The sequence below is a fragment of the Psychrosphaera sp. genome, from assembly GCF_982872775.1.
This window is the reverse complement of sequence record NZ_CEYNSH010000009.1, coordinates 70,794-83,796: the sequence shown is the minus strand read 5'-3', so window position 1 is coordinate 83,796 and position 13,003 is coordinate 70,794. Positions and strand designations below refer to the sequence as shown.

11 protein-coding genes are annotated in these 13,003 nt (G+C 40.0%); 9 read left to right on the top strand and 2 right to left on the bottom strand.

Going from position 1 to position 13,003, the window contains the following annotated elements; translation table 11 throughout:
• Positions 1-277 precede the first annotated feature (277 nt).
• The 6 genes from AC4E96_RS04530 to AC4E96_RS04505 all read left to right on the top strand — a co-directional run bounded on the left by AC4E96_RS04530 (position 278) and on the right by AC4E96_RS04505 (position 3,914).
• Positions 278-937 (top strand): PspA/IM30 family protein, encoded by a 660-nt coding sequence (locus AC4E96_RS04530; RefSeq protein ID WP_488032976.1) that lies wholly within the window; start codon positions 278-280, stop codon positions 935-937.
• A 10-nt stretch (positions 938-947) separates the two neighbouring features.
• Positions 948-1,157: a PspC domain-containing protein gene (locus tag AC4E96_RS04525; RefSeq protein ID WP_490255017.1), complete on the top strand. Its 210-nt coding sequence runs from the start codon at positions 948-950 to the stop codon at positions 1,155-1,157.
• 68 nt (positions 1,158-1,225) lie between these two features.
• Positions 1,226-1,564 (top strand): hypothetical protein, encoded by a 339-nt coding sequence (locus tag AC4E96_RS04520; RefSeq protein ID WP_488032974.1) that lies wholly within the window; start codon positions 1,226-1,228, stop codon positions 1,562-1,564.
• 70 nt (positions 1,565-1,634) lie between these two features.
• Positions 1,635-2,108 (top strand): copper chaperone PCu(A)C, encoded by a 474-nt coding sequence (locus AC4E96_RS04515; protein ID WP_490255016.1) that lies wholly within the window; start codon positions 1,635-1,637, stop codon positions 2,106-2,108.
• 32 nt (positions 2,109-2,140) lie between these two features.
• Positions 2,141-3,118: a DUF2333 family protein gene (locus AC4E96_RS04510; protein ID WP_488032972.1), complete on the top strand. Its 978-nt coding sequence runs from the start codon at positions 2,141-2,143 to the stop codon at positions 3,116-3,118.
• 25 nt (positions 3,119-3,143) lie between these two features.
• Positions 3,144-3,914 carry a TIGR04219 family outer membrane beta-barrel protein gene (locus tag AC4E96_RS04505; protein ID WP_490255015.1) on the top strand — a complete coding sequence of 257 codons (771 nt, stop codon included), beginning with the start codon at positions 3,144-3,146 and terminating at the stop codon, positions 3,912-3,914.
• Between the two features lie 16 nt (positions 3,915-3,930).
• Here the strand turns inward: AC4E96_RS04505 and AC4E96_RS04500 are convergent, their stop codons facing one another.
• Positions 3,931-4,818: a TIGR03899 family protein gene (locus AC4E96_RS04500; RefSeq protein ID WP_490255014.1), complete on the bottom strand. Its 888-nt coding sequence runs from the start codon at positions 4,816-4,818 to the stop codon at positions 3,931-3,933.
• Between the two features lie 209 nt (positions 4,819-5,027).
• Between AC4E96_RS04500 and AC4E96_RS04495 the strand changes: the two genes are divergently transcribed.
• The gene (locus AC4E96_RS04495; protein WP_490255013.1) at positions 5,028-7,277 is read left to right on the top strand and encodes a bifunctional diguanylate cyclase/phosphodiesterase; all 2,250 of its coding nucleotides are present in this window, start codon (positions 5,028-5,030) and stop codon (positions 7,275-7,277) included.
• A 94-nt stretch (positions 7,278-7,371) separates the two neighbouring features.
• Here AC4E96_RS04495 and uvrA read toward each other — a convergent pair whose 3' ends face one another.
• On the bottom strand, positions 7,372-10,194 hold the full coding sequence (gene uvrA / locus AC4E96_RS04490; RefSeq protein ID WP_488032968.1) for an excinuclease ABC subunit UvrA: 2,823 nt from the start codon (positions 10,192-10,194) through the stop codon (positions 7,372-7,374).
• 387 nt (positions 10,195-10,581) lie between these two features.
• Between uvrA and AC4E96_RS04485 the strand changes: the two genes are divergently transcribed.
• Together AC4E96_RS04485 and AC4E96_RS04480 are read left to right on the top strand one after the other, a co-directional pair.
• A complete protein-coding gene (locus AC4E96_RS04485; protein WP_490255012.1) occupies positions 10,582-11,337 on the top strand; it encodes a PEP-CTERM sorting domain-containing protein in 756 nt (251 codons plus the stop codon).
• A gap of 104 nt (positions 11,338-11,441) precedes the next feature.
• The coding region (locus tag AC4E96_RS04480; protein WP_490255011.1) for a tetratricopeptide repeat protein at positions 11,442-13,003 on the top strand (1,562 nt) is incomplete at its 3' end.

Sequence of the window (13,003 nt, the reverse complement as noted above, 5' to 3'; positions counted from 1 at the left end):
AGCATTCAGCATTCAGCATTCAGCATTCAGCATTCAGCATTCAGCATTCAGCATTTATTTAACATAATAAGTGTCAATCTTTTAACGTGGTCAAGGTTGTTAATTATTTAGTTAATTTGACCACTTATTGATTGGTTGTTTTTTAGTCCCGTCAAAACAATTGAGATAAAACTAAATAAAAACAGTGGTTTATAAACTTTTCTAGGTTGGCATGTGAATTGGAAGTACATAAGTGAATTTAAAAACAATCATATTTTATAAAACTTAGGAGAGAGACATGGGTGTTATTACTAGATTCGTAGACGTGGTAAACGCAAACATTAATTCAGCATTGGATAAAGCTGAGAAGCCAGAACAGATGCTGCGATTAGTGATTCAAGAGATGGAAGAAGCATTGGTTGAAGCTCGTAGTCATGCCGCTAGCTGTATTGCTGAAAAGAAACATACCGAGAGAAAACTAGAAGCATTAACTCAGCAACAATCGCAATGGACGGCAAAAGCAGAAGTTGCACTGGCAAAAGGTCGTGAAGATTTGGCTCGTGAAGCACTCGTCGTTAAAAATGGTCTGAATAGTGAAGTTGAGCAGTTACAAAAACACTTAAATGTGGTCGATGAAGACTTAGGCAAAATTACTGAAGATACGACTCGTCTCCAGCAAAAGCTGTCTGAAGCACGTGAAAATGTGACACGTATCGACCGTCGAGTTAACACTGTCGAATTACAACTTAAAAGTCGTAATGCGTTGGATACGTCTAAAATCGACGCAGTAAATCACAAGTACGAGCAGTTGCAGCGCAAAGTTATTGAGCTAGAAAGCCAAGTCGATGCTTATGACCTAACCACAACGAACCTTCAAGACGAGTTTCGCAAATTAGAAACGGAAGGTGAAGTTGAAGCTCAACTTGCAGAACTTAAAAAGAAAGTTGCTAATGCTTAAGGGGGACGTGATGGAAAAGCAATATCAAGGTAACCCGATCTGTAAAGATCAATTAAATAGAAAGTTGACCGGGGTTTGTGCTGGTATCGGTCGCCACTTCAACTTTCCTATTTGGGCGGTAAGAACGGCAGCGGTGGTATTTACAATTATGGCCCCGACAGCCGGTATCTTCGGGTACTTTTTAGCTTCGGTTTTAATGCCTTCAAAGCGCTTTTATTAAGCGCTGAAGGCTAATCAAGCGAAGCGAGTTTAGAATTAGTTTAATTAGGGAAGGAAAAGGAGCACATCATGAGCGGCTTTTTTAAAGTAGTGGGTGCAGTTGTTGTTTTGTTTTTCATTTTGAGCTTGTTACCAAGCTTTTATATTAATACCGAACATTTTTTACATTGGCTAGATGTTAGTGACTGGGCTGGAAACTTACTAGGCTTAGCTATCTCTATGTTGGTATTCTTCATCATTGGTTGTGTTCTGTTTAGCGTATTTGCTGGAATATTTGTGGTTGTTGCAATGGTTTTTGCCGCATTGATCCTAGCTGGATTGACGGCAGTATGGCCATTGGTATTGATTATTGCGGTCGCTTATTACTTTAGCCGTAAAAAACCAAAAGAACTTAATGTTTATCGTTAATTGTTATTCCAATCAATGAATTGCATGGGGTATGATGAAGTTTGCATATAAGCATTGAGGAATAATAACGATGAAGCTATTACCCAAACTGATTTTAAGCCTAGTAGTAGGCATGACAGGAACATTATTAATGACAGGTAAGGTTGCTGCTACTGAATTGTCAGGCTTGGCGGTTGAAGAAGCAAAGGTGAGAGCAGTGATCCCTGGTACGTCGAATACGGCTGGGTATGCAGTATTTAAAAATACCTCAGATAAAGATATTAAATTGGTAGGTGCCAAGTCCAAAATTGCGCAAAGAGTTGAATTCCATCAACATTTGCATCAAGGCGGCTTGATGAAGATGATCAAACTTGATGAAGTGCTTATTCCTGCCAATGAACAAGTAGTTTTTGAGTCAGGGGGCTTACATATCATGTTCTTAGAAGTAGATAGTAAAATGGCTAATAAAAAAAGTGCTACAGTTACTTTACTAGATGATAAGGGGCAGTCAGTTGACGTTGCATTTTCTATTCAATCTATTCATGAAAAAAGACATCATCACTAATCTGTCCTCTACAAATTTAAAAGGGTTTTAACATGCAAAAGTGGCTTGTTTCTGGGTTCGGGCTAATTGTTGTCGTTTTATATTTACTGGCGCAATATTGGAGTTTCATGCCTGAGACCTTTTCCGTTAAAGATAAAACCATTGAGGTTGCGACTGAACAGGGCGTATCTCCGGTAACTGGTTTTGCAACAACCAATACGCTAATTGAAGTTACCCAGGTTTTACTTGAAAAGCCTGGTGGGTATATGTCCAATGACGTATTACCGCCTTCTGTTTTTCTCGATAATATTCCCGCTTTTGAGTTTGGTGCGTTAGAAATGGTTCGGGATTTAGCCCTCGCGCTGCGCAAAGACTTTAGTCGCTCGCAATCACAATCGGTAGAGAATCAATATTTAAAAGTCGCACAACCTCAATTTAACATAGATCATCGCTCTTGGGCGTGGCCAAGTGCCGAAGGCGAATATCAAAAAGCGGTTGATGCCTTAATCGACTATCGTGACTCTCTAGCAGATACTAGCCAAAATGACGCTCAGTTTTATGCAAGGGCGGACAACTTAAAAGACTGGCTCGGTGAAGTTGAAAAGCGCCTTGGAAGTTTGAGTCAACGACTAAGTGCCAGTGTTGGTCAAGATCGAATCAATGTTGATTTGGCTGGGGTTGATGGCGCTCGTCAGTCAACATTAAGTCCTCAGCAGCTAGAAGTAAAAACGAGTTGGTGGCAAATTGACGATGTCTTCTATGAGGCGCGTGGCGCAAGTTGGGCACTATTGCATTTCTTAAAAGCGGTGGAGATTGACTTTGCCGGTACGTTACAAAAGAAGAATGCGACAGCGAGTTTACGCCAAATTATTCGTGAGTTAGAAGCGACACAGCATACCGTATGGAGTCCAATGATTTTGAATGGCAGTGGCTTTGGTATGTTGGCAAACCATTCTTTAGTAATGGCCAATTATATCTCAAGAGCGAATGCCGCCATTATCGACCTCAATAAATTATTAGTTCAAGGTTAATCCAGCAAAACGGGAGTGTTCTAAAATGGAAGCATCATTTAAAAAAGTCAGTTCGGTTGGTTTAGTTGCGATTGTAATTGGAGCCCTGGGGCTAACTCCAGCTGTCCAAGCGGCACCATTGGCAGATTTTACTGTTGGGTTAAAGCGTTTTGATACAGATTCTGACTCGGTTTGGGGTGAGGCGAATAACAATACCCTTACTAATAACCATACTGGAGACAGCGACTACTTTTTATATGCTCAAATAGAACATTCCATACCATTGTTGCCCAATGCTCGAGTTGCATATCAGAGCTTTGAATTTTCGGGTTTTAATACCTTAGAACAAACTTTTTTATTAGATGGAAATGCCTTTCCTGTTGCATCAAATTTAAACTCTAATCACGACATTACATTGCAAGATACAACTTTGTATTACGAACTCATTGATATTAGCTTAGTCTCGCTAGATGTTGGAGTGACTGGCCGTTATCAAGATGTGGCTTTAGACGTTTTTGATAGTGCCAATCAACGAGCATCAGATAAAAGCGTTAATAGTTATGAGTTGATGGGTCATGCAAGGCTAAATGTGGATTTTCCACTGTTTGGTTTTTATGGGTTTTATGAACTCAATGCTGGTAATGATAATGAGTTAAATATGGCTGGTTTTGGTTATGCATTTGATCGATTCTTGTCACTCGGTTTGAAAGTTGAAGTTGGTTATATCGAACAAGTCATTGAGTTTGATCGTGATGATGGCCTTATCTTTGAACAGTCATTTGACAGCCGTTATATAGGGCTGTCGTTAAACTTTTAAATCACTAAAAGCGTTTTTAAACTTTTGAGTAAATTTCTAAGTTACTGCCTAACAAGTGGCTAAATTCATTCAATATTTCAATGACTAGCTTGTGATCACCGGCGGGCTTGATGAGCTGACTTAGCTCAAAACCCGCCTGTGTTAACTTGTAGTATGTAAACACCACGTCTTTTTGTTTTATTGCCACATCATAAACTTGGTTTTGATGCGTAATCTTCACCTCATCATTGGCTTGATAAGCCGCAGATTCGATTTCCTGTTGGTGAACTAGGCCTAACTCAATCAGGGTGATGAGTTGAGTGTAATTTAGCCCATGTTTACTCAGGTTTACGGTCACTTTATTACTGCTTGCAAAAAACGACATCAAGGTCGGCTTTTTATACACACCAGTGATTAACCGTCCAGCACTTTCCTCTCCAAAACGGCAAACGAGTTTAACAGCTTGGTAAAATACCTTTGCTTCTTTTGTACTTAATTCTGAGAGAGTTTTGAGGCTTCTATGTGAAAACGAACCTGGTTTTACTAGCTCTTTGGCGAGCACTTTTGCCCATAGTTCGTGTAACGTTGGAGTGAAACCATTTTTAGCTAATTCGATAAATTTCATCATCCAGTCTAAATCGATTCGCTCTAACAATGAGTCATCTTTTACAAACTCTAGTCCAAGGCTAAAAATTTGCTCTAGATTGTACTGTTGACGGGCTTCTAGAAGCTGCTCTCGTTTGTGAATGCGCTGCGCAATAGACTTGCTTTGATCTCGTAGCAGTACGACTTGGTCACCATCTAAATGGTGTAACACTTGCTGCTCATTTATTTCGTGAGAGTTTGAGGTGATTTCGAAATCAATACCCGAAATTTGTTTGACCATATTGAGGTATTTTGTACGAGATTTTGGCTGATTGCTCATGTAATTAGATACGGTTCATGACGAAGAAACCTTAATAGTCTGTAAATTATGGTGCATTGTCAAAAAATGTTCAAAATAGGGCTGATAACTTGGTCAATATTGTGTTTATTTCCTACACTTTAAATGAATCAATTATTCTGCGTCGAAATCTGTGAGTCTTCACTCTTATCATCACGCGATCTAATAAACGAGTAGGATGTATTTGCCCAATGGCATCGAAAAACCAATCGCTAGAAAGCGACTTTTTATTTGCAGGACAGTCTTTAGCTCAAGAAGTCGATGAATTACCTATTGAGTCACTCGACGCGTGGACAATTCTCGTGGTTGATGATGAACCTGAAGTCCATAAAGTGACACACATGGCGTTAGAAAATGTGGTGATTAGTGGAAAAAGACTCAAGTTTATTAATGCATATAGTGCCCGTGAGGCAACCGAGTTGCTTAAACAGCATAATGATATTGCGGTCGCTATTTTAGATGTTGTGATGGAAACCGATGATGCTGGGCTGCGTCTTATTCAGACCATTCGAGATACATTACGTCTAAAGGATTTACGAATAATTTTACGTACAGGTCAACCTGGTCATGCTCCTGAAGAAGAAGTGGTTATCAATTACGAAATCAATGATTATGTGACAAAAACAGAATTAACTCGTAATCGCTTACTAACCTCCTTGTGCGCTGCTATCCGTTCCTTTCAACAAATTAAGTTAATTAAAGACTCAAAAGAATTTCTTAAAAATTTAACTATGATGAACAGTAGCTTAATTGAGCAAAAAAGCTTTGCGAGCTTTGTTCGAAAGTTAGTTTTGCTGTCAGTGGACCTATTCAAGGCAAAAGGCCCTGGAATTTTTTTATTGAACAGCTCTGAGCAGCGAACTAACGTCGATAAGTTTTATATCGAATACAGTAATGATGATCTATTTTCATTTGTTGGCCAAAGTTGCCGTGAGATTATTCCTTCTCATGATGTCGATTTAATTAAATTGTGTCTGCAAAAGCAGCGCTCCATAATAGAACAAGACCGTTTGATACTGCACATTCCTTCTAAGTCATGTGTGGGTGTACTGGTTATATATGAATCGCAACGAGAAAATACTCGTGAAGAGTTAGTTGAGTCATTTGTTTCAAATATGGCATCCGATTTAGATAACTCATTATTACTCAAGAAAGTCAGTGACATTGCATTTTTAGACGAATTAACTAAATTGCCTAACCGCTCTCGTTTTATCCAACATTTGGATGAGTTTGTAGAGCAAGACAGCTCACTCGATACAGTCATGCTGCTAGACATTGAGCACTTTTCAGATATTAACGATGGGCTGGGCCAAGAAGCTGGCAATGCATTGCTTGTTAGTTTGGCTGAACGTTTGTGTCGCCAACTTGGTAATGATGTGATCATTTGCCGAGTGGGTGCTGATATCTTTGGTTTAATAGGAACAACGGAAACACTGGCTGAAGATAAAGTACTCGCTATTTTCGACTTACCGTTTAAAGTCAATGATAATCAAATCCCAGTCAACGCCCGCATTGGTGTATGTCGTAAACCAGATAGTTCAGAAAGTGGGTTAACGGTTATTAAACATGCAAATATAGCCTTGAACAGGGCCAAAAAAGATAGCCAAACTCGTTGCAATGTATATCGGCCTGAAATGGAAGATGAAACGAGTTGGCGCTTGTCAATGATAAGAAAGCTAACCGATGACTTTTTTGATTCCAAGCTCCAGGTTTGGTATCAACCTCAATTAGACTTAAAGACGATGGATGTAATTGGCGTTGAAGCTTTACTCAGATGGCCAAGTAACGATGGTGGTTTTATTTCACCGATGACATTTATTCCTCTCGCAGAATATACAGGGTTGATTGTCGATATCGGTGCGTGGGTTTTAGAACAAAGCTGTATTGAAATAAATCGTTTAAAAAAACTTGGTTATGATCAACTCCGTGTTGCCGTGAATGTCTCAATGCCTCAATTTAAAAACTCTCATTTTGTAAGTGATGTAATCGAAGTCGCACGGGCTAATAAAATAAACCCTGATGAGATAGAGCTGGAGATAACCGAAAGTGTGGTTATGGATGATACTAATTTAGTAGTGCGCTCCTTACACCAGTTGCGAAATAATGGTTTTACTGTCGCTATAGATGATTTTGGTACCGGTTTTTCTTCTTTGAGCTATTTACACAAGTTACCTTTAAACCGATTAAAAGTGGATCGCGAGTTCATTCGGGAAATAGGTGAAGGCGGAGACGGAGTATTAGCAGAGACCATCGTCGAGCTTGGCCAAAAGCTTGGGCTCGAAGTTATCGCTGAGGGTATCGAAACACAAGAACAACTGGATTATATAAAGAACTTGGGCTGTGATGAAGCCCAAGGCTATTTCTTTGCTAAACCCATGCCAGGCCCACAACTGGAGGCATATCTGAGGGAGTTAAAAGAAGATAAAGAAGCAAACGAGTAGCATTCCAAATTACTACTCGTTTCTAGAGCTACTTACCGATTATATCGATTTAACTTCAGGCTTCACTTTCCAGAGCGGGTCGCCAAACGTAAACTTACTTAAGCATACTCTTTAGATATTTAGCGGTAAATGATGCGTCCACTTCACACACTTCTTCTGGCGTACCCTTAGCGACGATAGTACCACCGCCTGAACCACCTTCAGGTCCTAAATCAATGATGTAATCCGCGGTTTTTATGACATCCAAGTTATGTTCAATAATAACTAACGTATTTCCGTGATCTCGAAGTCGATGTAAAACGGCTAACAGCTGTTCGATATCATGGAAGTGCAAGCCAGTTGTTGGCTCATCCAAGATGTATAGCGTTTTGCCCGTGTCTCGTTTTGATAACTCTTTTGCTAGCTTCACGCGTTGCGCTTCACCACCAGAAAGTGTTGTCGCTGACTGTCCCAAGCGAATGTAACTCAAGCCAACATCCATTAATGTTTGAAGCTTTCTGGCAATAGCTGGAATCGCATCAAAAAACTCTCTCGCATCTTCTACCGTCATGTCGAGTACTTGGTGAATGTTTTTACCTTTGTACGTTACCTCAAGAGTTTCTCGGTTGTATCGTTTACCGTGACAAACATCACAAGGAACATAAACGTCAGGTAAGAAATGCATTTCTACTTTGATTACACCATCACCCTGGCAAGCCTCACATCGACCACCTTTGACGTTAAAGCTAAATCGACCGGCTTTATAACCACGAGCTCTGGCTTCTTGAGTACCTGAGAAAAGATCGCGAATATTGGTGAATATCCCAGTATAAGTTGCTGGGTTTGAACGCGGTGTTCGACCGATTGGACTTTGGTCAATATCAATTACCTTATCCAAGTGGTCAAGACCATTTATCTCTGAGTAAGGAGCTGGCTCTGCCGTGGTCGCTTTATTCAGTTCCCTATGTGTAATTGGGAACAAGGTGCCATTGATCAAAGTAGACTTACCAGACCCTGATACACCGGTGACACAAGTCATAAGGCCAACAGGAATATCGATAGAGACGTCTTTTAGGTTGTTACCTGTTGCACCTTTTAGCGACAGCCATTTATCGTTATTTATCGGAACTCGTTTGGTAGGGATTTCAATCTTTCGAACACCCGACAAGTATTGGCCTGTTACTGAATTCGGATTGTTTTTTACTTCTTCAGGGGTGCCTTGTGCGATAACTTGTCCGCCATGAACACCAGCGCCAGGACCAATATCGATGACGTGATCGGCTTCGCGAATCGCATCTTCATCGTGTTCAACAATAATAACGGTATTGCCTAAGTCACGAAGGTGGGTCAACGTTTTAAGTAGTCTGTCGTTGTCTCTTTGATGAAGGCCAATAGAAGGTTCATCAAGGACATACATAACGCCGACTAAACCTGCACCAATTTGGCTTGCTAGTCGAATACGTTGCGCCTCACCACCGGATAATGTTTCAGCGCTTCGCGATAATGACAAGTAAGTTAAACCAACATTTACCAAGAAACCCAAACGTTCTCGGATTTCTTTTAGTATTTTTTCGGCAATCTGTGCTTTTTGGCCGGCCAGTTCTAACTTTTCAAAAAAGTCGCTGGCTTCACCAATGGACATTTCAGTAATTGTTGGCAAATTGGTGTTGGTAACAAAAACGTGCCTTGCCTCTTCACGTAATCGGCTGCCCTTACAGCTAGGACAATTTTGAGTACTGATATATTTAGTCAGTTCTTCTCGGACCGTATTTGATTCAGTTTCACGATAGCGACGTTCCATATTAGGCAAAATACCTTCAAAGGGGTGGTTTCTAACCACAACGTCACCGCGATCATTCATGTATTTGAATTCGATATTCTGTTTGCCACTGCCATGTAAGATGACATGACGATGTTCGTCCGGTAGGGACTCAAAAGGTACGGTTAAATCTATATCAAAATGCTCAGCGAGAGACTTTAGCATTTGGAAGTAATAAAAGTTGCGTTTGTCCCAGCCTCGAATGGCTCCACCAGAAAGACTTAATTCACCATTAACGATGACTTTGTCTGAATCGAAGTATTGTTTGACGCCAAGACCATCACAAGTACTACAAGCGCCAGCTGGATTATTGAATGAAAACAGGCGAGGTTCTAACTCTTGCATTGAATAACCACAAACTGGGCACGCAAAGTTAGCGCTAAACGTCATCTCTTCTGCATCGCCATCCATAAAGCTTACACGAACAATACCGCTGCTTAATTCAAGTGAGGTTTCGATAGATTCGGCAAGGCGTTGTTGAATGTCATCTCTTACTTTTAATCGGTCAACAACAACTTCGATAGTATGCTTTTTATGGAGCTCTAGCTCTGGAGGATCAGATAAATCACACACCTCACCATCAATTCGAGCCCTGATATAGCCTTGAGCGGCGAGATTTTCTAAGGTCTTTACATGTTCACCTTTACGATCTTTGACCACAGGGGCCAAAATCATAATTTTGGAGCCTTCTGGTAACTCCAGAATTCGGTCGACCATCTGCGAAACGGTTTGGGCTTCGAGTGGTTCGCCGTGCGTAGGACAGGTTGGGGTACCAACACGAGCATAGAGAAGTCTTAGATAGTCATAGATTTCGGTAATCGTGCCGACTGTAGAGCGAGGGTTATGAGAAGTTGATTTTTGCTCTATGGAAATAGCCGGTGACAAGCCCTCGATGTGATCAACATCGGGTTTTTCCATCAACGATAAAAATTGACGCGCGTAGGCTGATAGTGATTCGACGTATCGGCGCTGGCCTTCTGCATACAAAGTATCAAAGGCCAATGAAGACTTACCTGAACCAGAAAGACCCGTAATACAAATGAGTTTATCTCTAGGGATTTCTAAATCAATATTCTTTAAATTGTGGGTGCGAGCACCGCGGACTTCAATTTTATCCATATCAACTTCTTAGCAATTTAACAGATCAAACAGTATGACATTTTTAACCTGAATAGGAAAACTTAAACAATCAAACTTAAAAAGATAACTATATGCCCGAACGCCAGATTTGGATTGATTTATTCTTAAAAAAACCATCCAACAAACCGATTGCAATAACCACGAAATTGTTTAAAATTTAACACTTCGAGAAATACTAAGTTTCTCAATTTGTAAAAAAGAACCCTGAACTGTCGGTCTTTTTTACACACAGCTACCAATCACGTTCTAAACCTTTGATTAATAGTGGTTTTTTATTTGGAACGTTATTTGCTTATAACTATCATTGGTACATTTAGAATTTTATATCGAGTGCAAATTTGGATTTGGGCTCTTGAGGGTTAGGAAATGAAGAAGTTTTTAATTGCAGCATTATTATTTGCTCCGTTTTACTCGTTAGCGAGTGGCACGGCATTTAATTTTAATTTGAGCTCGGACGAAGTGGACGCTAACAATTATAGCTCATATAGCACTTCAAGCAGTTCTAGCAGTTCCATTCAGGAACGAACTTATTATGACTCGAGAAGTGGTCTGGGTGTAACTATTTCAGGATGGGCTTGGAAAGATGAAACCACGACAAATGGTAGAATTGATGGAACTGTTAAAAAAGCGATGGAGTTAGGTTCCTACTCAGGTGGTTTAGGCATAGTCAATAATTCATATGATTATCACGTTGCTGATGGCGGTAACGGAGCTGGTGTTGACTTTTTCTTACTTACTTTCGCTGATTCTAAAAAGGTAACTTTGGATAATGTATCATCAGGTTACGTAGATGATCATCATAAAGACGAGCGTTCAGATCTTATATTGAAAACAGAGGCCGTTTCCTTCGATACGGTCGCTGGTAGTTTTATGTCTAGGGGTGATGTTGTATCTCTTGCACATTCTGGCGACTCAGGTAGCACCTCTTATTATTCAAGCAATAGCTCAACGCTTTCAAATCAATGGATAGTCTATGTTGGTGCTTCGGTTTGGCAAGGATTTAAAATGAACGGGCTCAGTGGCTCATTAAACAACCCAACTGTTGATGTCTCAGAACCAGGCGCGTTGGCTTTATTCGCTCTAGGATTAGCGTTCTTAGCGAGAAGAAAACAAGTTTCTTAGTACAAATCTGAAGTAGTATTTCAATTCTAAAAAGATGGCATTTGGCCATCTTTTTTGGTTTATTAGCACATGTAAATGTTTTGGGCGTATTTGGGGTGAGAATAATGGCAGTAAAGTCTATTTCAGGGTTGATGTTGACTTTGGTTTTGGGATTTTCAGCGGGTAGTTTGGCGTTAGATAACGATTATGAAAAAGCGGTTCAGGCTTATTACGACGGAAAAATTAACGAGAGCTTTATTCACCTCAAGAATGCATTGGAGCAAGACCCAAGAAACCTCCCAGCAAAAGTTCTATTAGCCAAAGTCTATGTCGAAAATGGAGCGATGGACTTAGCTGTTACCGAGTTCGACGAAGCACTTGAATATAACGTCGATATCAATCTTATTCTCAAAGAATACACAACGGCACTCATCTTAACTAAACAATTTAAAAAGCTTCTCACGATTGAAGAATCAAAAATTAAGACTCCGGCGTCTCGTTATGAGCTGTTTTTGGCAAAAGGAACGGCTTACCTAAATTTAGACTTAGTCGAACTAGGACGTGCTAGTTTTTTAAAGGCCCAAGAAATATACCCTAATGAGCCAAGAGCGCTTAATTCTTTAGCGAGTTTTGAGTTAGAACAAAACAACTTGGAAGAAGCCAAAGCATTAATAAACAAATCTTTATCTATCTCACCTAACGATCATCGAACCTTACACCTGCAAGGTAAATATTGGGGTGTAATGGGCGATATTGAGAAAGAAATAGAGAGCTATCAAACTGCGCTCACCGTTTTTAATGAAGATCCAATTGTGCAACGTTCATTGATTGGTGCTTATATTAAGAATAATCAAATAGAAGAAGCCAAAGAGCTTCTCGATGAAGTGTTTGAAAAAACACCTGACGATCCGCGAATGAAGTTGTTACTTAGTTGGATACTATCCATTGAGAACAAAAACGAGGAAGCAACCTCTACTCTAGAAAGCATCGCTAACTCTATCTCTTTATATGATGAAGACGTGCTGACGAACGATCCATCACTTATTTTTATCAATGCAATTGCGTTTTTCACACAAGACAACTTGGAGAATGCCCGCAAAGAGTTATTAAAATATTTAGCGTTAGTTCCTAAAGATTTAAGAGCCATTTTTACATTAGCTCAGGTCTATCGACGACAGGGCAACAACACTGAAGCTATGTATCTGCTAGAAAGAAGCTTCTCGTTAGTGATTCAAGATAAAGCAGCGGGATTATATTTAGCCGACCTATACGAAAGCGAAGCCAAGAGATATGAATTAGAGCGGTTGTTAGAAGAGTTACATCGCAATTTTCCTGATGATACTTCAATCGGTTTAAGGCTGGTGGCGCTTTATTCTAAAAGCGGCCGCATAAAACAAGCTGATGATGTACTGAATCGTGTCAATGAGAGTCAGGGTGAAAATAGTTTTAGATTAGCCCAAGGCATTATCTTTCTTGAAAACAACGAAGTTGAGAAAGCCGAACAAATCGCAAATGAACTAAGCGGTACTGACCCGGAAAATCCACAAGTTCTTAATTTTCTTGGCGCTTTAAATATTAAGAAAAAACAACCTGAAACGGCCAAGAAACATTTAGAAAAAGCGTTAAGTATCCAACCACAATTCTTCGAAGCGCGATTCAATTTGGCTACTGTCCTAAAAATGTTAGG

Bases quoted from the DNA above. Each gene is read 5' to 3' on its own strand.
- AC4E96_RS04530 (WP_488032976.1), top strand. From the start codon at position 278: ATGGGTGTTATTACTAGATTCGTAGACGTGGTAAACGCAAACATTAAT.
- AC4E96_RS04525 (WP_490255017.1), top strand. From the start codon at position 948: ATGGAAAAGCAATATCAAGGTAACCCGATCTGTAAAGATCAATTAAAT.
- AC4E96_RS04520 (WP_488032974.1), top strand. From the start codon at position 1,226: ATGAGCGGCTTTTTTAAAGTAGTGGGTGCAGTTGTTGTTTTGTTTTTC.
- AC4E96_RS04515 (WP_490255016.1), top strand. From the start codon at position 1,635: ATGAAGCTATTACCCAAACTGATTTTAAGCCTAGTAGTAGGCATGACA.
- AC4E96_RS04510 (WP_488032972.1), top strand. From the start codon at position 2,141: ATGCAAAAGTGGCTTGTTTCTGGGTTCGGGCTAATTGTTGTCGTTTTA.
- AC4E96_RS04505 (WP_490255015.1), top strand. From the start codon at position 3,144: ATGGAAGCATCATTTAAAAAAGTCAGTTCGGTTGGTTTAGTTGCGATT.
- AC4E96_RS04500 (WP_490255014.1), bottom strand. From the start codon at position 4,818: ATGAGCAATCAGCCAAAATCTCGTACAAAATACCTCAATATGGTCAAA.
- AC4E96_RS04495 (WP_490255013.1), top strand. From the start codon at position 5,028: ATGGCATCGAAAAACCAATCGCTAGAAAGCGACTTTTTATTTGCAGGA.
- uvrA (WP_488032968.1), bottom strand. From the start codon at position 10,194: ATGGATAAAATTGAAGTCCGCGGTGCTCGCACCCACAATTTAAAGAAT.
- AC4E96_RS04485 (WP_490255012.1), top strand. From the start codon at position 10,582: ATGAAGAAGTTTTTAATTGCAGCATTATTATTTGCTCCGTTTTACTCG.